Here is a 23269-nt window from a genome sequence, read left to right as displayed (position 1 = left end):
TTCATTTCATTCTTTGCACGATCCTGCAAGGATGAGCGCCAAAGCGAGACAAGCTGCGCCAAAAAACCTATGCTGACCAGCATGTTCAATTCCACAGCCCACCCCTCGAACGCGAATCTCCGTACGTCGGACGATGCGCTGCGGGTGACGGTTTTGAAAGCCGAACTGGCGGCCAGCGTTGCACGTCTCACGCAAGGAGAAGGCGCCTTCGAGACGGCGATCCCCCGTCTGACCCTCGGCAAGGTCTCGCGCATCCTGCATCCCGTGCACACCGTCTACGAACCGGCGCTATGCGTGATCGCGCAAGGCAGCAAGCGGGTGCTGCTCGGAGAGGACGTCTACGTCTACGACCCGAGCCAGTACCTCGTCTTCGCACAAAACTTACCCGTCGTCGGCCAGGTGATCGATGCGTCTCCCGAATGTCCGCATCTGGCGATGCGACTGAACCTGGACGTGAGGGAGATCACGGCCCTGGCGCTGGAGTTGGGGCTGACGGGCAAGCCGTCTGGCCGCGATGTCGGACGAGGCATTTACACCAGCGACAACACGGTGGCCCTGTTAGAGCCGTTGTTGCGTCTGGTGGCGTTGCTGGATATCCCTGAAGACATTCCCACCCTCGCGCCTCTGATCACGCGAGAAATCGTGTACCGACTGCTCAAATCCCCGGATGGCTGGCGGCTTGCACAATTGGCCCTTGTCGAGAGCCACAGCCAGCGAATCGCGCAAGTCATTGAGGTGCTGCGAAAGCGCTACGCCGAGCCGCTGCGCATGGATGACCTCGCGCGACAAGTGCATTGGAGTGTCTCTGCGCTACACCACCACTTCAAGACCATCACAGCCATGAGCCCACTGCAATACCAGAAGCAGTTGCGCCTGCAGGAAGCCCGGCGGGTGATGCTCAGCGAAAACATCGACGCTGCCGCCGCAGGGCACCGCGTGGGCTACGAAAGCCAATTCCAGTTCAACCGCGAGTACAGCCGTTTCTTCGGTGCGCCGCCCGCACGCGACATCAAGCGATTGCGCGAACAGCAGGCGACCGGCGGCATGAGCGACTGACGAACGATTGATCTGCAGGGCAGGCCGCGCGGCCCCTCTGCTTGTACTGCCCAGAGCCGACGCCAGGGCGCCTCCAACGGCGGCCATGGAAAAGCTCGTGCCGTCGCCGGGACGCGTACAGACGAAATGACCATCAACACGAGGAGTTTTGATCATGCAGAAACATCGCCCGAACCAAACGCAGATGAACCTCATCGACCGCTGACCCCAGTCCTCCCACACCGACGACGCAGAGACAATCCATGACACGCGTGTTGATCCTCGGCGCCAACGGGCAGATCGCCCGTGTGGCCACCGACCTTTTCCTGGCCCATCCCGAGGTCTGCCTGACCCTGTTCGCGCGCCAGGCCAACCGTAGGCTCAAATTCGGAAGTAATCCGCATGTGAACGTCGTCGAGGGGGATGTGCTCGACGCCCAGGACTTGGACGCAGCAATGCCGGGCCACGACGTCGTGTATGCCAACCTGGCCGGTCCGCTGGAGCAGCAGGCGCGCGCCATCGTGAAGGCCATGCAGAGCGCTGGCGTCCACCGCCTGATCTTCATCAGTTCAATGGGAATCTACGACGAAGTACCTAGCGAGCGGCACGGCAGCATCCTCGATCCCTACCGCAAGGCCGCTGCCGCTATCGAAGCCTCGTCGCTCGAATACACCCTGCTGCGCCCAGCCTGGCTGAACAACCGCGACGAGATAGCCTACGGAACGACGCAGAAGGGAGAGACTTTCCGGGCCGCCGGTGAGTCGGTATCGCGCAAGAGCGTGGCCGACTTGGTGGTCCGTCTGGCGACCACGCCAGGGATGGAGATCCGCCACAGCCTGGGCGTTCACAAGGAGGTGCCTGGTGCGCGCTGACCAAGCATCGGCCCGCCCGGCGCATCGCGGATTGCTGGTGGCGATCGTGCTCGCCAGCTACGCGATGATCGTGATCGACAACTCCATCGTAATCACCGGGCTGCCCTCCATCCGCGACGGCCTGGGGTTCTCTGCGAGCGGCCTGTCGTGGGTTCAGAACGCGTATGCACTGGCATTCGGCGGCCTCATGCTGCTGGGAGCACGCGCCGGTGATCTGCTGGGCCGTCGGCGCGTCTTCGTGGTCGGCCTGGGGATTTTCAGTGTGGCGTCATTGGGCATCGGGCTGGCCAATTCGCCGGCCTGGCTGGTGGGCGCGCGCGTCGTGCAAGGTGTCGGCGCGGCCATCCTCGCGCCTTCCACGCTCGCCCTGTTGTCAACGAGCTTCGCGGAAGGACCCGAGCGCAACCGGGTCCTGGGCTGGTACGGCGCAGTCGGCGGCATCACCGCCAGTCTGGGCTTGGTCGTGGGTGGCATCGTGGCGGACCTGGTGTCCTGGCGAGCCGGTTTCTTTATCAACGTCCCGATCGGGGTTTTGCTGATGTGGGGGGCTGACCGGTACATCGTGGAGACGCCGCGGCAGTCCGGCCGATTCGATATTGCGGGCGCGATCCTGTCCGCACTGGGCGTCGTCGCACTGGTCTATGGCCTGGTCCATGCGGCTGAGGAAAGCTGGCTGCATTGGGGAACGGCCGGGCCACTGCTGGCCGGAGGTGGGCTGGTCGCGCTGTTCCTGCAGACCGAGCGCCGCGCCGGCCAGCCAATCCTGCCGTTGAGGCTGTTCGCCAGCCGTGAACGTTCGGGCGCAAACCTAGCACGCGTGTTGTTCATCGGCGCGGCGATGGGCTTCTTCTTCTACACCACGCAGTACCTACAGGGCGTGCTCGGCATGCGTCCGATGTGGGCCGGCATCGCGTTCTTTCCGTCGATGCTGGTCAACTTCCTTGGCGCCTTGGCTGCGCCAGCACTCGTCAAACGTTATGGACACAACGCCGTGCTGGTGGGCGTGCTCACGATATCTCTCGTGGGCATGTTGTGGATGGGACAGATCGAAGCGGGCACACCTTTCCTGCTCGGTGTGGCTCTGCCGATGGTGCTGGTTGGCGCCGGTATGGGGGCCACGCTGGCTCTGCTCACGATCAATGGCGTGGCCGGTGTTGAGCCACAGGATGCCGGCTCGGCATCTGGTCTCGTGGGGGTGGCACATCAACTTGGTGGCGCCCTGGGGCTGGCGATCCTCGTGGTGGTGTTTGCGACTCCCGTCCTGCCGTCGGGCACTGCGTCAAACGTCGAACTGGCACATCGAATCGGCGTGGCGCTCTCTGTGGCCGCCGTCTTGCTGGCCATCGCGCTGCTTCTCGTTCTTTGGTATGTGGTGCGTCGCCCCACGCTGGCCATGACCGAAATTGACGGCACAGCTGAATAGGAGTGGATCCGATATGACAACGCTGAGCGTCAACCGTCGCCACCGCAATACTTATGTCGGTCACAGCGCGCGTGTCGACCAGGAAAGCCACCGCGCTGCCTGGTCTCTGTCGTCGCCGTGGGACTCGACAGACCTTAGCCCGGTCGCCGGGATTTTTTTAACCACCATAGAGGAAAGTGAAGACCATGAAGTACATCAAACTTGGAAACACAGGCATCGACGTCTCGAAGATCTGCCTGGGGATGATGAGTTTCGGCAAGCCGGGCAGTGAACACGGCCTGTTCCCGTGGGCCGTTGACTTCGAAGACGCCAAGCCGATCTTCAAGAAGGCTATTGAGCTGGGCATCAACTACTTCGACACAGCCAACGTGTACCAACTCGGCACCAGCGAGGAAGTCACGGGCAAGCTCATCAAGGAATTCAATCTCGACAGGGACGACATCGTTGTCGCCACCAAGGTACGCATGGAGATGCGCCCCGGCAAGCCGAACGGCAGTGGTTTGTCGCGCAAGGCCATCCTCAGCGAAATCGACAAGAGCCTGAAGCGGCTGGGTCTGGACTACGTCGACCTCTACACCATCCATCGCCTGGACCCGCTAACCCCCATGGAAGAAATCATGGAGGCGTTGCACGATGTCGTGAAGAGCGGCAAGGTCCGGTACATCGGCGCTTCGACCATGTATGCCTGGGAGTTCGCGAGACTGCAAAACATCGCGGAGAAGAACGGCTGGACCAAGTTCGTCGCGATGCAGAACCACTACAACCTCATCTACCGCGAGGAGGAGCGCGAGATGATCCCGCTGTGCCGCGACAGCAAGATCGCACTGACGCCGTGGAGCCCGCTGGCTGGTGGCCGTTTGTCCCACCCTTGGGGAACAGTGACGCCCCGCGTGAAGATCGACGAGGTGTCCAAATGGGTCTGGGACGGCACCAACGACCTGGACAAGATCGTCATCGACAACGTGCAGTCTCTGGCCCAGGCGCGTGGCATCCCGATGGCCCAGATGTCACTGGCGTGGATGCTGAGCAAGCCCTACATCACCGCACCCATTGTCGGAACGACTGCGATCAAGCACGTTGAGGAGGCAGTTGCTGCGCTGGATATTCAACTCTCGGATGAGGAAATCAAAGCGCTTGAAATGCCATATGTCCCGCATCCCGTGCTGGGAATGATGTGAAGACCATCGACGACTCATCACAACCGATCATCGCCCGATGATCGGATAACGCAAGTGCTTACATGAACCAAAGAAACCTAAAATCAATGACTAAAGAATTCGCTAGAAATATCACCCCCTCGGTGGCCGTTGTTGCTGCCAGCCTACTTGGGGCGATACCTGTGCACGCGCAAATGCCGACGGTGCCTCAGCAGGGAGTCGAAGCAATCACCTTCCACGTGGACCAAGCCTACCCAGAGAGCGTTGCGTGGTCGTTTCGGCAGAAGACGTTCTTCGTTGGGTCGCTTCGGAATGGAACCGTTGGCAAGGTCACGCCCACAGGCAAGTACAAACCCTTCGCCTCTGACAAGCTGATGTTCGGCTCGGCTGGAGTCAAGTACGACACAAGGCGCAATTGGGTGTGGGCGGCGTTGTGCGATATCGGTCTGTCGGCCCGGAGTTCGCCAAGTACGCAAGGAAAAATCGCAGCGATCATCGCATTCGATGCCACGACGGGCAGAAAGAGGAAGCACATCGACTTGGCTCCACTGGCTGAAGGTGCTCACTGCGCCAATGATCTCGCCTTCGATCCCGACGGAAACATCTTTGTGACCGACAGCTTCTCACCAGTCGTCTACATCATCGATCGCAAGTTCAAGGCGCGTGTGCTCGTTCGCAGCGATAAGTTCCAAGGCGACAACTTCAACCTCAACGGAATCGCCTATCACCCGGACGGCTATCTACTGGTGGGCAAACACAACTCGGGCGAGTTCTTCCGAATCACGCTGAAACCGCAAGTTGATGTTCAGCCCATTGCTCTGTCTAGCAACCTGCCGGGTGCAGACGGCATCGAGCTGGTCGGCAAGAACTCGCTGATGGTTGCGCAGAACGCTGGTCTTGATCGCGCTGTTCAATTGACGACAGCAGATGGCTGGAAGTCGGCGCAAGTACAGGAGATGGGCAAGAGTACGGTTTCGTTCCCCACTGCGGTCACCTCTAAGGGGGCGGACGTGTACATGCTGAGCACCCGACTTGACACACTTATCGACGCTTCGGCGCAGAAGGTCAGCGACTATGTCCTGCAGCACGTACCGGTTAGCGGCGGTAAATGATTGGGCCTCAAACCGTGCAGTCTGCGCAAGTCAATGAGTCAGCAGGAATAGGCCGTGGAAACCTTTGAATGGATCATCGCGCTCCTGATCGCAGCGGCATCGATAGCTGAACTGGCTCGAAGATTGGGAGTCCCGTACCCCACGCTACTCGCGGTCGGCGGCGTTGGCTTGGCGTTCTTGCCGGCTGCCCCCCAGTGGACGCTTGATCCACAGTTGGCGCTGACCTTGTTCGTGGCACCTGTGCTATTGGACGCGGCCTATGACACGTCTCTTCGGGATCTTCGCGCGAATTGGCGGCCCGTCGCGGGGCTCGTGATTGCCGCTGTCGGTACTACGGTGGTTGGCGTGGCATTGGTCTGTCACTGGCTAGTGCCAGACATGCCGTGGTCTGTCGCAATCGCTCTAGGTGCTATCGTGGCCCCACCGGATGCGGCGGCAGCGACCGCCGTGATGCGCCAAGTCGGACTGCCACATCGGGTGCTGAGTATCCTGGAGGGCGAGAGCCTGCTGAATGACGCCAGCGCGCTGTTTGTGTACCGCTTGGCTTTGATGGCCGTGATTGCAGGGCCTCTCGGGTTCCACGACTACCTACCGGTGTTCTTGCTCACGGTGTTCGGAAGCATCGTGGCCGGGATTGGGCTGGCATTTGTCCTGCGGCCAGTGATGAGTGGTCTCTGCCACGTACCCACGTCACTGATCGTGCAGTTTTCCGTTACGTTTGGCGTCTGGATACTCGCCGAGAAGATTGGCTTGTCCGGCATCCTGACCATGGTGGCCTTTGCCATGACCATGGCCCGTGGAGGAGGCCCGCGCATCCCGGCGCGAATGCGTGTACCGATCTTCGCTGTCTGGGAGACGGTGGTCTTCGTGTTGAACGCGCTCGCCTTCGTACTGATCGGCATGCAGTTGCGACCGATCTGGGAGCGCTTGGGCAGTGGTGGTACCCGCGTCGATGCCGTCGTGGTAGCTGCTGTCGTGCTTGGCGTGGCCATCGTAACGCGGTTCTTGTGGGTAATGGGTTACAGCGCGCTCGTGATGCACCACAACAAAAAAATTGAGCCAGCGAAGCGCCCGAAGCGATCATGGGGAGGCGGGCTCGTGGTCTCCTGGGCAGGCATGCGAGGCATCGTGACCCTTGCTGCAGCCTTCGCGGTTCCCGAGACGCTACCGGATGGTTCGCCGTTTCCTTTCCGCGACCTCATCCTCCTGTGCGCGTTCACCGTCGTGTTCGGCACCTTGGTCATCCAGGGACTGACAATGAAGACGATTATTGGCTGGTTGAAGCTGTCCGACGACAATCCGGTCGCCGTGGAAGTGCGGGCCGGCCGGTCGCTGATATACAGGGCGCTTCTTGATGCGATCGACTCCGACGAATCTCCGCACGCAAGTCTGCTAAGGAAGGAGTACCTGGCAGTCGTCGAACTGAACGCAAGCGAGGATCGGGCGCGGGCGCTGAACGAAGTTCCCGGTGGTCCCTTGCGGAGACTGGCCATCCACGCCGCACGGCACAAAGCGGTCGAGCTTCGCAACCAGGAAGTCATCGGCGAGCAGGCTTACCGCGCACTGGTGCAAGAACTCGACTGGGCTGAGCTGGCCGCTGGTGGAAATGCATCCGAATAGGCTTACCGGAAAATGCCAGGGAGTCTCGCCTGTCGAGTTTTCGTTCATTTTTCGATGATGAGTCGGATTCGAAATCTTCGTAGGCCTATTCTCTAATGGAGCTTCGCCATCTTCGATGCTTCCTGGCCGTTGCCGAAGAGCTTCATTTCGCCCGCGCGGCTGAGAAGTTGCATATCGAGCAGTCACCGCTTTCACGTGCCATCAGGGAACTCGAAGAAGAGTTGGGTACTCAGCTATTCGCCCGCACAACCCGCAGTACCCGACTGACGCACGCGGGTAGGATGTTCTTGGAACACGTGCCCCGCGTATTCGCAACTTTGCAGCAGGCTCGGGACAGCGTAAAAGCCGCCGCCAACGGCTTCCACGGGCAATTGCGAGTCGCCTTGTCTGATGGCATCTCGCCGACTTGCTTCTCAACCCTATTGGCCCTTTGCCGACAGGAAGAGCCTGAGACTGAGATTCGCTTGACTGAGGTCCCCTTGTCGCAGCAGATCAAGGGGCTGCACGACGATCTCTACGACATAGGGTTTGCTCAGTTGGATGAAGCTGGTGATGGGCTTGTTGCTGAACCCATTTGGCACGATCCGTTGATGGTGGCGGTTCCTGCGCGCCACCCCTTGCTTGCCTACAAGCGTGTACCTTTGGACGAGGTGTTGCGTTATCCCCTAGCGCTCGGTGACGCGCAGGCATGCGAAGGACACGCCCGTCAAGTCGATCGCGCATTGCGGCAGTCGAGCCTGGAGCCGTTGACCGTCGAACGAGTCGCATCTTTCGATCTGATGATGACCCTGGTGTCGGCAGGTTTTGTGTTGGGGCTGGCGGGTGCATCGCAGATTGCCGCCAGTCGCGAGCCCAGCGTGGTCGCCCGGCCGTTGGCCGGTCGTTCGCACAGGCTCACGACTTTCTTGTTGCGTGCGGATAGCGAGCCGTCAGATCCTTTGGTTCGTTTCATCGAGCGAGTCCTTGCCATTGATCCCCCAAAAGGAAAGACCTCTGCCGCACTTGAACGGCCGAATCCACCGGAGGAAATCGAACCATGAAGAAGATCATTTCGCTTCTGCTTGCTGCAATATTGGTGGCTTGCAGCAAATCCGAACCGCCCGGGACAACTGGTACGTCCAGTCCTACCGAAACAGTCGATTCGCTCGCAGCCTATCCCGAGCGCTTAAAAGAACTGCGCCAGCAATGCAAGACAGATCGCGCAAAGCTCGGCGATGAACTTTGCAACCGCGTGGCCGAGGCTACGCGCAAGCGCTTTTATGGCGATGGCAACACGCCCTATACCCCGCCGAAGGAGCAACCCAAGTTCTGATCGACGGCGATTCGCCACGAAAACTGCATTTATTTTCTCGATACGCCGCAATGCGCCAACGCTTGCGGCGTTTTTACATGCCAAGCCCTTACATGAATTGATGCTTTATCAGGTTCCTTTGTCCCGATAACGGTCTTTGACCGACGCTGAACCAACACCGAACCTCACGTCTGCGGCATGTCTTTGTGCACGCGATGTGCAGAAGAAATTCGGAGGTCGGGATGCAAGGGACCAGTGTGTTGTTCGGTCAGGTGTTGACGGTGTTTGGCATCGTCATAGCCGGCGTGTGGGGTGCCACACAATGGACCGCCGCTGCTCTGGGCTACCAGCTACGCCTTGGCACTCCCTGGTTCGATTTCTTCGGCACACCGGTCTATCACCCTTGGCGTTTGTTCGAGTGGTGGTTCCTATTCGACGCTTACGCACCGCACATCTTCAACACGGGTGGCGCCATCGCCGGTGCCAGCGGTATGGTCGCCGTGGTGGTCGCGATTGGCATGTCAATCTGGCGCTCGCGCCAGTCCAAACTGGTCACGACCTACGGCTCCGCACGCTGGGCCGATACCGAGGAAATCCGCAAGGCCGGGCTGACAGGCCCGTCCGGTGTCTTCCTCGGCCTGCATGACCGCCAATATCTGCGCCATGAAGGACCGGAACACGTCCTGACCTTCGCGCCTACACGCTCGGGTAAAGGTGTGGGTCTGGTGGTGCCGACGCTGTTGTCATGGCCTGCATCCGCAGTCATCCACGACATCAAGGGCGAGAACTGGAACATCACGGCCGGCTGGCGCTCGCGCTTCTCGCACTGCCTGCTGTTCAACCCCACCGATCCCAAGTCTGCCGCATACAACCCGCTGCTGGAAGTTCGGCGTGGCGCACATGAAGTGCGCGATGTACAGAACATCGCCGACATCCTGGTTGATCCCGAAGGTGCGCTGGAGCGGCGCAACCACTGGGAGAAAACATCGCACGCGCTGCTGGTCGGTGCGATCCTGCATGTGCTCTATGCAGGCGAAGACAAGACACTGCGCGGCGTTGCCAACTTCCTGTCCGATCCGGCATGCCCGTTCGAGGTGACCTTGCACCGGATGATGACGACGCGGCATCTGGGCACGAGCACCCATCCTGTTGTCGCATCGGCCGCGCGAGAAGTACTCAACAAGAGCGACAACGAGCGCTCGGGTGTGCTGTCCACAGCCATGAGTTTTCTGGGGCTGTACCGCGACCCTACTGTGGCCGAAGTGACCTCGCGCTGCGACTGGCGCATCGCTGACCTGATCTCTGCCGAACACCCAGTGTCGTTGTACCTGGTGGTGCCGCCTTCAGACATCAGCCGCACCAAGCCGCTGATCCGCTTGATCCTCAACCAGATCGGTCGCCGCCTCACCGAATCGATAGACGGTTCCGATGGCATTGCGCGCCGCCACAAACTGCTGTTGATGCTCGACGAGTTTCCCGCGCTGGGCCGCCTCGACTTCTTCGAGACGGCGCTGGCGTTCATGGCCGGCTATGGCATTCGCAGCTTCTTGATCGCGCAGTCGCTCAACCAGATCGACAAAGCTTACGGCCAGAACCATTCGATCCTGGACAACTGCCATGTGCGCGTGACCTTCGCCACCAACGACGAACGCACCGCCAAGCGTATCTCCGAAACGCTGGGCACGGCTACCGAGCTGCGCGCCCAGCGCAACTATGCCGGCCATCGCCTGGCCCCGTGGCTGGGCCACCTGATGGTGTCGCGCCAGGAGACAGCGCGGCCACTGCTGACTCCCGGCGAAGTCATGCAATTGCCGCCTGATGAATCGGTGGTGATGGTCTCCGGCCATGCGCCGATCAAAGCCAAGAAGCTGCGCTACTACCTTGATGCCAATTTCAAGCGGCGCGTACTGCCGCCGCCCACGCTGACCTTGGGCCGTTATACCGACGTGCCAGCGACACGCGCCGACGACTGGAGCGCCTTGGCTGTACCCACTGTGCCAGCCACTTCGGCGACGGTTGGGCTTGGCGAGCAGGCCGATGACGGCGGCCCACGCCAACAGCCGGAGCTATCCGAGATTGCCACCTACAGCCGCGAACCCGAACAACCAGCCAGCGATCTGTCGCTGCTCGATGACGACGATTTCTCGCTTCCTCTCCCATCCCAGCTCGACCCTCGCTTGCAGCGCACGGCACGGCTGGCCGCTCTCGACCCTGACGACGGAATCCAGCTATGACACAAGCCCGCCTGAACCTCTTCATACAACCCGACCATGCCAAGCGCCTGGACGAACTGGCCGCCAAGAAAGGCGTGTCCAAGTCCTCCATCGTCGCGGCGGCACTCGCGTCCTGGCTGTCGCCGGACGCGGGTGACCAGCGCGAGGCCGCGACGGCCAAACGGCTGGATCGGTTATCGCGCCAATTCGAGCGTCTGGAGCGTGACCAGAACATCCTGATCGAGACGATGGCGCTGTACGTGCGCTACTACCTCACCGTCAGCACGCCGGTACCAGAGGCCCATCAGGAAGCCGCAAAAGCCCAAGGCAAGGCGCGCTTCGAGCAGTTCATCGAACAGCTTGGCCGCCATGTGCTGCGCGGGCGCAGCCTGGTCAAGGAGGTCTACGAAGAAATCCAGCCTGATGCTACGCGGCTGGCAGAAGCGGCCATGCAGGAGGACGGAGCATGAGCGCCGTCCCGAAGTTGCCACCCGAGTTGCAGTTGAAGCCACCGTCATCCGCCGCCACCTCGCTGGACCGGCGTATCCGCATGCTGCGCACGGCGATGGGACCGCTGATCGCCGCCGCGCTGGAAGATCCGGACGTGGTGGAGATCATGCTCAACCCGGACGGCTCTTTGTGGATTGACCGGCTGTCGTCGGGCCGCTCGCCTACAGGCGTCAAGCTGTCCGAAGCCGATGGCGAACGCATCATCCGGCTGGTTGCCGCGCATGTCGGCACCGAGGTGCATCGCGGCCAGCCACTGCTGACCGCCGAGCTACCGGAAACCGGTGAGCGCTTTGAGGGTGTCTTGCCGCCCGCAGCACCGGGGCCGGCCTTTGCCTTGCGCAAGCGCGCCGTGAGCATCATCGGCCTAGAGCGCTATGTCACCGACGGCATCCTGACCGAGGAACAAGCCGAGTTCCTGCGCCGCGCGGTGCGCGAGCGGCAGAACATCCTGATCGCTGGGGGCACGAGTACCGGCAAGACCACGCTGGCCAACGCGCTGCTGGCCGAAATCGCCGCCACCGGCGACCGGGTGCTGGTGCTTGAAGACACCGTGGAGTTGCAGTGTGCCGCCCGCGACCACGTATCGCTACGCACACGCGCTGGCGTGGTGTCGATGGCCGAACTGGTGCGGGCCACGATGCGGCTGCGGCCTGATCGCGTCATCGTCGGTGAGGTGCGCGGTGGCGAAGCACTGGACCTCATCAAGGTCTGGGGCACTGGACATCCCGGCGGTATCGCCACCATCCACGCCAGTTCCGCCCACGGCGCACTGCTGCGCCTGGAACAACTGATCCTTGAAGTCGCTTTGACACCGCCGCGCGCGCTGATCGCCGAGGCGGTGAATGTCATCGTCTTCATCGCCGGGCGCGGCCGCGCCCGCCATGTCCAGACCATCGCCCGCGTCGTCGGCTTCGACGGCCACGGTTACCAACTCGACGACGCGCTCGCGCCGCCGCTTCCGATTCTCTCGCTCCCTTCCTCAACCACCCCTGGAGAACTGCCATGACGTACACCGTACACACCACTTTTTCGACTTCCCGCTTTTCTGTAAATCCGCATCTGCGGCTGGCGTTGCATCTTGCCATGCTCGCCGCGCTGTTGCTGTGTCTGGCAACGACGGCCCACGCTGCCGGCTCCAGCATGCCCTGGGAAGGGCCGCTGCAATCCATCCTTGAATCGATCCAAGGGCCGGTGGCCCGGATCGTCGCGGTCATCATCATTATTTCCACCGGCCTGGCGCTGGCCTTCGGCGATACATCGGGAGGCTTTCGCAAGCTGATCCAGATCGTGTTCGGGCTATCTATCGCGTTCGCCGCGTCCTCCTTCTTCCTGTCGTTCTTCTCGTTCTCGGGCGGGGCGGTGGTCGCATGAGCGCCGCCAATGAATTCTCTGCGAGTTTCGCCAGTGGTTTCGAGATTCCGCTGCATCGCTCTCTGACCGAGCCGATCCTGCTGGGCGGCGCGCCGCGCACCGTGGCGATCGCCAACGGCACGCTGGCTGCCGCCGTTGGCTTGGGTCTGCAACTGTGGATTCCCGGTCTGGTGCTGTGGATCGTCGGCCATTCGCTGGCGGTCTGGGGTGCGCGGCTCGATCCGCAGTTCATGGCCGTGTTCGCCCGGCACATCAAGCACCGCCCGCTGCTGGACGTGTGAGGAGAACACACCATGCTGAATCTCGCTGAATACCGCAAGCGTCCCGCGCTGCTGGCCGACTGGTTGCCCTGGGCCGGGCTGGTCGCGCCGGGCGTTGTGCTCAACAAGGATGGCTCGTTCCAGCGCACGGCGCGCTTTCGGGGGCCGGACCTGGACAGCGCCACGCAGGGCGAACTGATCGCCACGTCGGCGCGTTTGAACAACGCGCTGCGCCGGTTGGGGTCAGGCTGGGCCTTGTTTGTGGAAGCCGAGCGGCGCGCCGCCGCCGACTACCCGCACTCGGAGTTTCCCGAACCGCTGTCTTGGCTGGTGGATGAAGAACGCCGGGCTTCGTTCGAGGAAGACCACAGCCACTTCGAGAGCAGCTACCGCCTGACGCTGGCATACCTGCCCGCCGAGGAATCGCGCGCTCGCGCAGCCAAGCTGCTGTACGAGAACACGCCGCAGGGCGGCGTGGACTGGCGCGAGCGCCTGGAATCGTTTGCCTCGGAGACAGATCGCTTCTTCGACCTGCTCGATGGCGTTATGCCGGAGATCAATTGGCTGGACGACAGCAAGACCTTGACCTACCTGCATGCGACCGTCTCGACCCGGCGCTACCGGGTGGCCGTGCCAGAGCATTCGTTCTACCTCGATGCCTTGCTGGCCGATTCCGCCCTGGTCGGAGGTTTGGCACCCATGCTGGGTGACCAGCACCTGCGTGTGGCGTCAGTACGCGGTTTCCCCACCTCGACCTGGCCGGGGCTGTTGGACGACCTCAACCGCCTGGGCTTCGCCTACCGCTGGTCCACACGCTTTCTCTGCATGGACAAGGCCGAGGCGGAAACGGAGTTGGGCCGACTGCGCCGCCAGTGGTTCGCCAAGCGCAAGAATGTGGTGGCACTGCTGCGCGAAACCATCTTCCAGCAGGAAAGCCCGCTGGTCGATACCGATGCTTCCAACAAATCGGCGGATGCCGATGCCGCCCTGCAGGAACTGGGAAGCGATCAAGTCGCCTTCGGCTATGTCACCGCGACGGTGACGGTGCTCGATTCGGACGCCAGCGCGGCCGACGAAAAACTACGTCGGATTGAACGCGTGATCCAGGGCCGTGGCTTTGTCACGATCCCGGAAACACTCAATGCCGTGGACGCCTGGCTGTCCTCGATTCCGGGCAATGCCTACGCTAATGTGCGGCAACCCATCATTTCGACCCTGAACCTGGCGCACCTGATGCCCGTGTCGGCTGTATGGGCCGGGCCGGAACGCAATGACCACCTGGACGGGCCGCCGTTGATCGTGACGCGCACCGACGGTGCCACGCCGTTCCGGCTGGTGACGCACATCGGCGATGTGGGCCACACGCTGGTGGTGGGGCCGACTGGCATGGGTAAGTCGGTTCTGCTGGCGACCTTGGCGATGCAGTTCCGACGCTATCCCGGTTCGCGCATCTTTGCCTTCGACATGGGGCGCTCCATGCGCGCCACCATCCTGGGACTGGGCGGAGAACACTATGACCTGGGCAAAGGATGGGAGGAAGGTGGCGAGATCGCCTTCCAGCCGCTGGCCCGCATCGACCAGGAAGGTTACCGCACCTGGGCGTCCGAGTGGCTGGAAGGTCGCTTGCTGCATGAAGGCGTAACCGTCGGACCGGAAGAAAAGGCCGCCATCTGGTCGGCTCTGGGGAGCCTGGCGGGTGCGCCGGTGGAGCAGCGCTCCTTGACGGGACTGTCTGTGCTACTGCAATCGAATGCCTTGCGCCAGGCGCTCGCGCCCTATGTGCTCGGCGGCGCCCACGGCAAGCTGCTGGACGCGGATTCGGATCGCCTGGGTTCGGGTTCCGTGCAGTGCTTCGAGATGGAAGAGCTGATGCACAGCAAGGCAGCAGTACTGGCCGTGCTGGGCTATCTGTTCGCGCGCTTCGATGAACGCTTCGACGGTGCGCCGACCTTGCTGATTCTGGACGAGGCCTGGCTGTTCCTCGATGACCCGGTGTTTGCCGCGCGTATCCGCCAGTGGCTCAAGACGCTGCGCAAGAAGAACGTCAGCGTGATCTTCGCCACGCAGTCGCTGGCGGACATCCAGAACTCGTCCATCGCCCCGGCCATCGTGGAGAGTTGCGCCAGCCGCATCTTCCTGCCCAACCCACAGGCAACCGAACCGCAGATTCGCACGATCTACGAAGGCTTCGGGTTGAACCGTCGCCAGATCGACATCGTGGCCGAGGCAGTGCCTAAACGCGACTACTACTACCAGTCCCGGCTAGGCAATCGCTTGTTCGACCTGGACCTGGGGCCGGTCACGCTGGCCTTTGCCGGTGCCTCGACGCCGCAGGACCAGCGCGACATTGACCGCGTGTTGCTCGATGCCGGCATGCCCGGCTTTACCGGGGCTTGGCTGCGCCATCGCGGTCTCGGCTGGGCCGCCGACCTTGTCCCGTCCTTTCCGTCCCATTCATCCACCCCACAGGAGTACCCGTCATGAAAAAACACATCCTTGCCATTGCCGCCGCAACGCTGGTGACCCTGATGCCCGCCGCGCACGCGCAGTGGGTCGTGATCGATCCGTCCAACCTGGCCCAGAACATCATGACGGCCGCGCGTTCGCTGGAGCAGATCAACAACCAGATCAGGCAGCTCCAGAACCAGGCGCTGTCGCTGATGAACGAGGCGAAGAACCTCACCGGCCTGGACTTCAGCGCATTGAATGAATTGCGCGCGTCGCTGTCAGCGACGAACCAGCTCATCCAGCAGGCCCAAGGCCTGGCGTTCAACGTGTTGCAGATGGAGACCGAATTCCAGCGACTCTACCCCGATGCGTATTCCGCCTCCATCTCGGGAACCCAGATGGCGACCGATGCGCGTTCGCGCTGGCGCAATTCACTCGAAGCGCTACGCACCGCGACCAAGGTGCAGTCGCAGGCAGTACAGAACTTCGCGTCCGACGAGCAGACGCTGACGGACTTGGTGAACCGCAGCCAGTCTGCCGTGGGTGCGCTGCAAGCCACGCAGGCGACGAACCAGTTGCTGGCCTTGCAGGCGCGGCAATCCATCCAGGCGCAGCAGTTGCAAATCACGCAAGACCGTGCCACAGCTCTTGAGCAGGCCCGCATCGTTGCCGTGCAGGAGCGTGCCCGCGAAGTGCGGCGTCGTTTTGTCGGGGACGGCACGCCGTACACGCCGCAGACCGTCGATTTTTACGGTCGTTGAGGGGACGCCATGAACGACGTTTCCATCATCGATCATTTCCTCAACGTCTTCTCGCGCTACATCGACTCCGGCTTCGGTTTGCTGCGTGGAGAAGTCGCCTATCTGACCGCCACGCTGGTGGTGATCGACATGACGCTGGCCGGGCTGTTCTGGGCCATGAGCCATGCCAGCGGTGGCGGCGACGACATCATGGGCAAGCTCATCAAGAAGGTGCTGTACGTGGGCACCTTCGCCTACATCATCGGTAACTTCAATCTGCTGGCCGGCATCGTGTTCCGGTCTTTCGCGGGCTTGGGGTTGGTGGCGTCGGGTTCGACGATCACGCAAGCCGAGTTCCTGCAACCGGGGCGGCTGGCAAAGGTCGGCATCGACGCCGGCGCGCCGATCCTGAAGCAGATCAGCGACGTGGCGGGATTCCCTGAAGTGTTTGTGAACATTGACGTGGTCGTCGTGTTGTTCCTGGCCTGGCTGGTGTTGATTGTGAGTTTCTTCGTGCTCGCGGTGCAGCTCTTCGTCACCTTGATCGAGTTCAAACTGACCACGCTTGCAGGCTTCGTGCTGGTGCCGTTTGCACTGTGGAACAAGACTTCGTTTCTCGCTGAAAAGGTGTTGGGTAACGTGGTGTCGTCGGGCATCAAGGTGCTGGTGCTGGCGGTCATCGTGGGGATAGGTACGGGTCTGTTCGCCGAATTTCGGACGCCGCCGGGCGCAGACCCGTCCATCGACTACGCGCTGACCATCATGCTGGCCGCACTGGCGATGCTGGGCTTGGGGATTTTCGGGCCAGGCATCGCGACTGGGCTGGTATCTGGGGCACCGCAATTGGGTGCCGGCGCCGTTGCGGGAACGGCCTTGGGTGCCGCTGGCGCAGCGGTCGCAGTGGGAGCAGCCGCCACGGGTGTCGGTAGCGCCGTTGCTGCCGGTGCGCGCATGGCGCCGGGTGCCGCAAAGATGGCCGCGAGCGGTGCCCGCTCGATGGCCTCGACCGCCAGCAGCGCGAAGTCCGCATACCAGGCCGGCTCTGCCGACGCAGGTGGCGGACTCAAGGGTGCGGCAGCAGGCCTGGGCAACGTCGCCAAGACGGGTGCGCAATCGGTCGGGCAAAAGGTCGCTGCAGGAGCCAAGTCGATGAAGGACCGGGCTGCAGCGGCCATCCGGCCGGATGCACCGGCGTCCAGTGCTGGTGCCGGGGCTTCCGGTTCAGCGAATGGCCCGGCCGCTCAAGGCGGTGCCGATGCCGCACCTGCCGATACCCAACAACCCGCCTGGGCCAAGCGCCTGCACCGTCGCCAGCAGATCAGCCATGCCGCCTCGACCGTCGCCCACACGTTGCGTGGTGGAGACGGCGGCGGCTCGGGCAGCAGCCCCAGCCTGCGCGACCCCTCGGATTCATAAGGAGAACATCTCATGCGATTCAAACGTCCACTGGTGCGCTATGCGGATACGCCGCAGCCAGCCACCCCGTATCAATCCGCTGAACAAGTCTGGGATGACCGTATCGGCTCGGCCCGCGTGCAGGCGAAAAACTGGCGGCTGATGGCCTTTGGTTGTTTGGTGCTGGCCTTGTTGATGGCGGGCGGCCTGGTCTGGCGCTCTGCGCAGTCCATCGTCACGCCCTTTGTGGTGGAGGTGGACAGCGGCGGTCAGGTGCGCGCTGTCGGTGAAGCTGCCACGCCGTACAAGCCCAACGACGCGCAGACGGCCCACCACTTGGGGCGCTTCGTCACGCTGGTGCGATCGCTCTCCATTGACCCCATCGTCGTGCGGCAGAACTGGCTGGATGCCTACGACTACACCACCGACCGGGGCGCGGCGGTGCTCAACGACTACGCGCGCACCAACGATCCTTTCGCTCGCATCGGCAAAGAATCAGTGACGGTGCAGATCACCAGCATCGTGCGTGCCAGCGATGCGTCGTTCAACGTGCGCTGGACCGAGCGCCGCTATGTCAACGGCGCAGCCGCTGGACTGGAGCGCTGGACGGCGGTTGTGTCCGTCGTCCTGCAAACGCCGCGCACCGAAGAACGGTTGCGCCGCAATCCGCTGGGCATCTACGTCAATGGGTTGTCGTGGAGCCGTGAACTCGATTCTTCCGAAGGAGCCAAACCATGAAACCGTCTTTGCGCATTTACGTATTTCTGTCCCTACTGGTCGCCACATCCATGACGCTCTCGGGCTGCGCCACGCAGGGCAAGCCGCCGCCGACCATCACGCTCGATGAGCCGGTTGCGGCGCAGCCGCTACCGGAGTTGCCCAAGCCCATCGAAGTGGTTGCGGTTCCGCAGCCTTTGCCATTGCCCGAGCAGTTGAAGCCGTTGCCGGACGAACTAGAGGCCAAGACAGCACCTGAATCGGCCGACGAGAAGGTGCGGGTCACGCGGGCCAACCAAGAGGCCCGAATCGCGCCCACCCGTGAGGGCTACGTCAATGCGATCCAGGTCTGGCCGTTCACCGATGGTGCGCTGTACCAGGTCTATGCCAGTCCAGGCCGGGTGACAGTCGTGTCGCTCCAACCGGGCGAGGAACTGGTGACGGTCGCTGCTGGCGATACCGTGCGCTGGATCGTGGGCGACACGTCCAGCGGCGCGGGAGCCAGTCTGCGCGTGAGCGTGCTGGTCAAGCCCACGCGCAGCGGTCTCAAGACCAATCTGGTCGTGACCACCAATCGGCGCACCTATCTGCTTGAGTTGACCTCGACCGAAAAGGCCTGGATGGCATCCGTGTCCTGGGACTACCCGAAAGACCGCATGTTGGCCTTGCAGCGCCAGTCGCAGGCGGCGCAGATCGCTGCGCCGGTGGATGCAGGCTTGTCGCTGGAAAAAATCCGTTTCCGCTACGCCATCACGGGTAGTAATCCACCGTGGAAACCGTTGCGCGCGTTTGACGATGGCGAGAAGGTCTATATCCAGTTTCCCGGCGGCATAGCGCAGGGCGAGCTGCCGCCGCTGTTCGTCATCGGCGCGCAAGGTGATGGGCAACTGGTGAACTACCGCTTCCGTTCGCCGTATTACATCGTGGACCGGCTATTCGGCGCCGCTGAACTGCGTCTGGGCGCAGATAAGGGCGACGTGGTGCGGATTGAGCGCACAGATGGGGTTGCGAGCGGGACGCGGAGGAACTGACCATGAGTCAAGCGAACGATACCCCTGATACCCCAGATTCCGCGGTGCCAGACGTGCGGCCCAAGGTGGCCCCGGAAAACGTGACACTGCGCTCCCAGCCGCGTCCGGTCACGCGCCTGAACCGGCGCATGCTGGCCGTCCTCGTTGGCGGGCTGGCGACCGCCGTGCTCGGCGGCACCATCTGGTCGCTGCAATCGACGCAGCGCAAAGGTGCTGGCGACCAGAAAGAGCTGTTCAACGTCGATCGCGTATCGCGCTCTGAGGGGCTAGACCAACTGCCAGCCGACTATTCCAAACTGCCGCCGACTTTGCCTGCCGCAGTACCGCAGCTCGGCGCGCCGTTGCCCGGCGATCTGGGCGGGCCGATCCACAGAGCCGAGCAGCAGGCGCAGGGCTACAGTGCCCAGCCATCTGGCCGCGATCCGGCCGAAGCCGAACGCCTGGCGCGCTTGAAGCAGGCCGAGGAAGCGGCGGCTTCGTCGGTGTTCTTCCGCTCAAGTGGTCAGAAGGCTGGCGCTTCCGCGTCAGCGCAGGCCGTACCTGCCGCCACCGTGCAGGTGAACGCTGCCTTCGATCCGATGGCGGCCGGACCGGCTTCAACCGCCGCGCAGTCGGCTGACCCCACCGCTGTGCAGAATCGGCAAGAGCAGAAGGAAGGATTTTTGAACAAAACCGGTTCTACGGAAACCCGTAATTCCGGCAACCTGCAAATGCCCGCATCGCCGTACCAGGTCATGGCAGGCACGGTGATCGCCGCCGCGCTGGTGACGGGCATCAAGTCCGACCTGCCGGGCGATGTCATTGCCACGGTAACGGAGCCGGTCTATGACACGGCCACCGGCAAGTACATGCTGATCCCGCAAGGCTCGCGCTTGCTGGGCAAATACAACAGCCAGGTGAGCTATGGACAAAGCCGCGTGCAGGTGGTGTGGAATCGGGTCATCCTGCCGGATACGTCCTCGTTCCAACTCGATAAACTGGTCGGCACCGATCCTGCGGGCTATGCGGGTCTGGAAGACGGTGTGGACTGGCATTGGGATCGCGTCTTTGCCGGTGCTGCGCTGACCACCTTGCTGGGCGTCGGCGCCGAGTTGGCTGCACCGGAGAATCGTAATGGGGGCGATCGCGTGGTCATCGCCGGACGCGACAGCCTGAAGGACTCGGTGAATCAGGTGGGTCAGGAGATGACCCGGCGCAACATGAATATCCAACCGACGTTGACTGAGCGGCCTGGCCTGCCGGTGCGCGTCATCGTCAATCGGGATCTGGTGTTGCGGCCGTACCAGCCGCTGTTCTTCAATCGGGGGGCTCCACAATGAACGCATCCACCGCAAAACTTCGCCTCGGTCCGCTTCCAAAGACTGAGAGCGTCAAGCTGACCTTCGCCTGCCCAGCCAGTCTCAAGGCCGACCTCGACCGCTATGCGGCGCTGCATGCTCAAGCCTATGGTGAATCTGTGGATGCGGTGACCTTGATTCCGCACATGCTGGATGCCTTCATGACTGGGGATCGGGGATTCAGGAAAAGAGAGACATCAAAGCCGGTGGCGCAGAAACTATCCCAGCGAGAAGCAGCATCACCGTAGACGCAATTGCATCCCCAGGCTTCCTCGAACGCGCAGTCTCTGCACTGCGCGTTCCCATTTGGGGAGCAGTTTCTCGTACTAGTGGGCTTATGATTTAGGAGAACGAGCCCAAGCTGACCAGAAAGAGCTGTTCAACAGCGATCGCGTGTCGCGCTCTGAGGGGCTGGAAGGGGGCGTGGTGGATGTCGCTGGAATCCAAATCGGATTTTTACGCGATTCTGGCTCGGAGTTTCTTGCCGAGACTTCAGAGGTTCTTGCCGTAGAACGGCGTAAGTTTGGCTACCACGGTCTCCACGTACTTGGGTACCCAGTAGGTCTCGATATGAGTGGCGCCTTCGATCTTGAATAGTTCCTTGTCCTTGGCGCCGGTCGCTTTGGCGAACGCCTCCTCTGTCATGTAGAGGCTGTCGGCCTTGCTGCCGGCGATCATGAGTAGCGGCTGTTCGATCAGCGCGATCTGGTCCGTGGCGTCCCATCGCATCAAGTCGAGCAGGCTGCTTGTCGTGTACTTGAAGGTCGAGTTGGGATGCGCGTGAGTGCGCCAGTAGTATTCATAGCCCTGTCGATACATCTCGAACGGCAACGCCGCAATCTGCGCATCTGTCATATCGGCATCACCCGAGTAGAGAATCTTGCCACCGGCGCTCTGCTGGGCTCTTGCATCCGAAGCTTGTTTCAGACGTTGCTGAATCGTAGCAAGCTGCGAGTCCGCGAATCCGTTGCGTCGGACGCGACCTGAATTGAACATGCTGAGCGTGGCTAGCGCCTTGAAGCGCTTGTCGGTTTTGGCCGCCGCCAGCGAATAGCCTCCGCCGCCACAGATGCCGAGCAAGCCAAGGCGCTCGGCATCCACACCAGCGTACGTGGTGATGAAGTCCGCCATCCCGTGGATATCCTCGATGCGGTTCGTTGGCGTGTCCACCGAACGCGGCAGTCCGCCGCTGCCTCCCTGGAAGGCCGCATCGGCAACAATCGCGACATAGCCATGTTCGGCCAGGCGCTGCGCGTACAGGCCGGCCGTTTGCTCCTTGACCCCACCATTGGGATGTGCGACGGCGACCGCGGGGTATTTCTTCGCCGGGTCGAAGTTCGCCGGCGTGTAGACGTTGGCTACGATGTCCAGGCCGTTGAGCTGGTACTTCACAGGGTGGATATTGACTGCACCCGGCGCATTGGCGGTGATCGCATCACCGTACACCAATGTAAACGGGTTCTTCCTGTAGTCGGCGGCAGCCGCGGGCGTAGTATGGGTCATTACTGGCACTCCAAGAGTTAGTGAGGAAATGGCGAGCGCGGAGGTCCCGAGGAATTCGCGACGCTTCACGTTGATGGCGTTATGGGTCATATGCAATCCGATGTTGTGGAACCTTGACCGCGAAAGGGCGGCTCAGGCGTCAGAACTCAATCGAGCTTCTTGTGGTTGAGGAAGGAGGACACCAGATCGGCGATCTGCACGTTGTTCAGGTCGGACATGATGAAGTGTGTGTTTCCACGGATACCCAACTCGGGAAGATGCACCAGCCGGGCGTCGCCGCCATGCTTGTTGATGGCGTCCACCCAGAGGCGGGCCATGGCAAGCCGCACGCGCCAGTTGTCCTGGCCCCGCTCGGTAGTCGGCGCTGTCGGGAAGTTGTCGCCGTAGTAGATGACGATAGGGATGCGCGTTAGCTTCTCGAAGTCCTCCGTTGACACAGCCTCCGGCGCCAGGATCCCTGCGGCACTGGGCATGGCAGGGGGAAGTTCTCCCTGCGGGAAGATGAAGCCGCTGCCTGGCTCGAATGCGATGATGGCTCTGACGTTCGGCGTCTTGATGGCCGTCAGCCACCCCGGGCCGCCACCCTGCGAGTGCGTGAAGAGGATCGCTGGTCCCGTCTTCGTGAGCAGTGCTGCCATCGCATCCGAGATGACGCCGGCGTCATAAGGGCCGGTGTTGGGCGTGACCGAGCGGAAGAACTGATCCAAGGTCTCCGGCTTGCGGTCGAACTGCACGTTATCGAAGTAGTTCGGCCATTTACCAATGCGAAACTGGTCAAAGAACAGTTGGTCGTTGGGTGCCGGGGCGACTGATGCCGCCACAGTGCTATTGCCTGCGCGACCACGGCGCGGCTGGTCGACCAAATAGACCGGGAAGCCGCGGCGCAGGAACAAGGTCTGGAAACCCTCGCGGCCATCCGAAGTGGTCTCCCAGCTGCGCGCCGACTGGAAGGCGCCATGCAGCATGACGATGGGCAACCGCCTGGGGTGTAGCGGCACTTGATAGAAGGCGTACAGGTGGTCGCCGTGGAAGCTTTGCCCCGAAGCCGTCGGGTTGTTGTTGTTGTAATTGCCTGGGGCCTTTGATACCGTGCCGCCGACAGCGAAGCTCCCTTGCGCTTGGATCTCCAGGGGAGCAGAGGCTTTTGCGGCGACGTCGGGCTGGGTCGCACAGCCCGTGACGAAAGTTGTCATAGCGGTGACGGTGGCCATCAGGGTTCGAGTGAAGTTCATGT

General features: G+C 62.1%; 22 protein-coding genes. 20 read left to right on the top strand and 2 right to left on the bottom strand.

Annotated features, from left to right (window positions below):
- The first annotated feature begins 81 nt into the window (after nucleotides 1–81).
- The 20 genes from AC1RVX_RS14980 to AC1RVX_RS14885 all read left to right on the top strand — a co-directional run bounded on the left by AC1RVX_RS14980 (nucleotide 82) and on the right by AC1RVX_RS14885 (nucleotide 20780).
- Nucleotides 82–1056, top strand: coding sequence for an AraC family transcriptional regulator (locus tag AC1RVX_RS14980; RefSeq protein ID WP_493217390.1), 975 nt, complete (start codon nucleotides 82–84; stop codon nucleotides 1054–1056).
- 242 nt (nucleotides 1057–1298) lie between these two features.
- Complete coding sequence (locus tag AC1RVX_RS14975) at nucleotides 1299–1907, top strand: NAD(P)H-binding protein (RefSeq protein ID WP_493217389.1); 609 nt, start codon at nucleotides 1299–1301, stop codon at nucleotides 1905–1907.
- On the top strand, nucleotides 1897–3330 hold the full coding sequence (locus tag AC1RVX_RS14970; RefSeq protein WP_493217388.1) for an MFS transporter: 1434 nt from the start codon (nucleotides 1897–1899) through the stop codon (nucleotides 3328–3330). Before AC1RVX_RS14975 ends, AC1RVX_RS14970 begins: the two co-directional genes overlap by 11 nt.
- A gap of 185 nt (nucleotides 3331–3515) precedes the next feature.
- The gene (locus tag AC1RVX_RS14965; protein ID WP_493217387.1) at nucleotides 3516–4508 is read left to right on the top strand and encodes an aldo/keto reductase; all 993 of its coding nucleotides are present in this window, start codon (nucleotides 3516–3518) and stop codon (nucleotides 4506–4508) included.
- A 62-nt stretch (nucleotides 4509–4570) separates the two neighbouring features.
- A complete protein-coding gene (locus tag AC1RVX_RS14960; protein WP_315425861.1) occupies nucleotides 4571–5599 on the top strand; it encodes a hypothetical protein in 1029 nt (342 codons plus the stop codon).
- 54 nt (nucleotides 5600–5653) lie between these two features.
- On the top strand, nucleotides 5654–7219 hold the full coding sequence (locus AC1RVX_RS14955) for a cation:proton antiporter (RefSeq protein WP_493217386.1): 1566 nt from the start codon (nucleotides 5654–5656) through the stop codon (nucleotides 7217–7219).
- A gap of 95 nt (nucleotides 7220–7314) precedes the next feature.
- Nucleotides 7315–8259 carry a LysR family transcriptional regulator gene (locus AC1RVX_RS14950; protein WP_493217385.1) on the top strand — a complete coding sequence of 315 codons (945 nt, stop codon included), beginning with the start codon at nucleotides 7315–7317 and terminating at the stop codon, nucleotides 8257–8259.
- Nucleotides 8256–8531, top strand: a complete 276-nt coding sequence (locus AC1RVX_RS14945) for an EexN family lipoprotein (protein ID WP_493217384.1) — start codon at nucleotides 8256–8258, stop codon at nucleotides 8529–8531. The genes AC1RVX_RS14950 and AC1RVX_RS14945 overlap by 4 nt, the downstream gene beginning before the upstream one ends.
- A 221-nt stretch (nucleotides 8532–8752) precedes the next feature.
- Nucleotides 8753–10744 (top strand): conjugal transfer protein TraG, encoded by a 1992-nt coding sequence (locus AC1RVX_RS14940; protein WP_493217383.1) that lies wholly within the window; start codon nucleotides 8753–8755, stop codon nucleotides 10742–10744.
- Nucleotides 10741–11193, top strand: a complete 453-nt coding sequence (locus AC1RVX_RS14935) for a CopG family transcriptional regulator (protein WP_493217382.1) — start codon at nucleotides 10741–10743, stop codon at nucleotides 11191–11193. The genes AC1RVX_RS14940 and AC1RVX_RS14935 overlap by 4 nt, the downstream gene beginning before the upstream one ends.
- Entirely contained in the window at nucleotides 11190–12239 is a 1050-nt protein-coding gene (gene trbB, locus AC1RVX_RS14930) for a P-type conjugative transfer ATPase TrbB (protein ID WP_493217381.1), read from the top strand. The genes AC1RVX_RS14935 and trbB overlap by 4 nt, the downstream gene beginning before the upstream one ends.
- Entirely contained in the window at nucleotides 12236–12604 is a 369-nt protein-coding gene (locus AC1RVX_RS14925; RefSeq protein WP_493217380.1) for a TrbC/VirB2 family type IV secretion system protein, read from the top strand. The genes trbB and AC1RVX_RS14925 overlap by 4 nt, the downstream gene beginning before the upstream one ends.
- Nucleotides 12601–12885 carry a VirB3 family type IV secretion system protein gene (locus tag AC1RVX_RS14920; RefSeq protein WP_493217379.1) on the top strand — a complete coding sequence of 95 codons (285 nt, stop codon included), beginning with the start codon at nucleotides 12601–12603 and terminating at the stop codon, nucleotides 12883–12885. The genes AC1RVX_RS14925 and AC1RVX_RS14920 overlap by 4 nt, the downstream gene beginning before the upstream one ends.
- Nucleotides 12886–12897: 12 nt before the next feature.
- Complete coding sequence (gene trbE, locus AC1RVX_RS14915; RefSeq protein WP_493217378.1) at nucleotides 12898–15348, top strand: conjugal transfer protein TrbE; 2451 nt, start codon at nucleotides 12898–12900, stop codon at nucleotides 15346–15348.
- Complete coding sequence (gene trbJ, locus AC1RVX_RS14910; RefSeq protein ID WP_493217377.1) at nucleotides 15345–16073, top strand: P-type conjugative transfer protein TrbJ; 729 nt, start codon at nucleotides 15345–15347, stop codon at nucleotides 16071–16073. Before trbE ends, trbJ begins: the two co-directional genes overlap by 4 nt.
- Before the next feature lie 9 nt (nucleotides 16074–16082).
- On the top strand, nucleotides 16083–17468 hold the full coding sequence (gene trbL / locus AC1RVX_RS14905) for a P-type conjugative transfer protein TrbL (RefSeq protein ID WP_493217376.1): 1386 nt from the start codon (nucleotides 16083–16085) through the stop codon (nucleotides 17466–17468).
- Between the two features lie 12 nt (nucleotides 17469–17480).
- Nucleotides 17481–18185: a conjugal transfer protein TrbF gene (gene trbF / locus AC1RVX_RS14900; protein ID WP_493217375.1), complete on the top strand. Its 705-nt coding sequence runs from the start codon at nucleotides 17481–17483 to the stop codon at nucleotides 18183–18185.
- Nucleotides 18186–18235: 50 nt separating this feature from the next.
- Nucleotides 18236–19195: a P-type conjugative transfer protein TrbG gene (gene trbG, locus AC1RVX_RS14895; RefSeq protein WP_493217546.1), complete on the top strand. Its 960-nt coding sequence runs from the start codon at nucleotides 18236–18238 to the stop codon at nucleotides 19193–19195.
- 2 nt (nucleotides 19196–19197) lie between these two features.
- Nucleotides 19198–20514, top strand: coding sequence for a TraB/TrbI/VirB10 family type IV secretion system protein (locus AC1RVX_RS14890; RefSeq protein ID WP_493217374.1), 1317 nt, complete (start codon nucleotides 19198–19200; stop codon nucleotides 20512–20514).
- Nucleotides 20511–20780: a DUF2274 domain-containing protein gene (locus tag AC1RVX_RS14885; protein WP_493217373.1), complete on the top strand. Its 270-nt coding sequence runs from the start codon at nucleotides 20511–20513 to the stop codon at nucleotides 20778–20780. Before AC1RVX_RS14890 ends, AC1RVX_RS14885 begins: the two co-directional genes overlap by 4 nt.
- Nucleotides 20781–21024: 244 nt before the next feature.
- Here the strand turns inward: AC1RVX_RS14885 and AC1RVX_RS14880 are convergent, their stop codons facing one another.
- On the bottom strand, nucleotides 21025–22125 hold the full coding sequence (locus AC1RVX_RS14880) for an alpha/beta hydrolase (RefSeq protein ID WP_493217372.1): 1101 nt from the start codon (nucleotides 22123–22125) through the stop codon (nucleotides 21025–21027).
- Nucleotides 22126–22181: 56 nt separating this feature from the next.
- On the bottom strand, nucleotides 22182–23267 hold the full coding sequence (locus AC1RVX_RS14875; RefSeq protein ID WP_493217371.1) for an alpha/beta hydrolase: 1086 nt from the start codon (nucleotides 23265–23267) through the stop codon (nucleotides 22182–22184).
- Between the last annotated feature and the right edge of the window lie 2 nt (nucleotides 23268–23269).

It is taken from the genome of Undibacterium sp. GW821-FHT11B02 (assembly GCF_058808955.1).
Note: the sequence above shows the minus strand (reverse complement) of the source record. Positions and strands in the feature narration are given on the sequence as shown.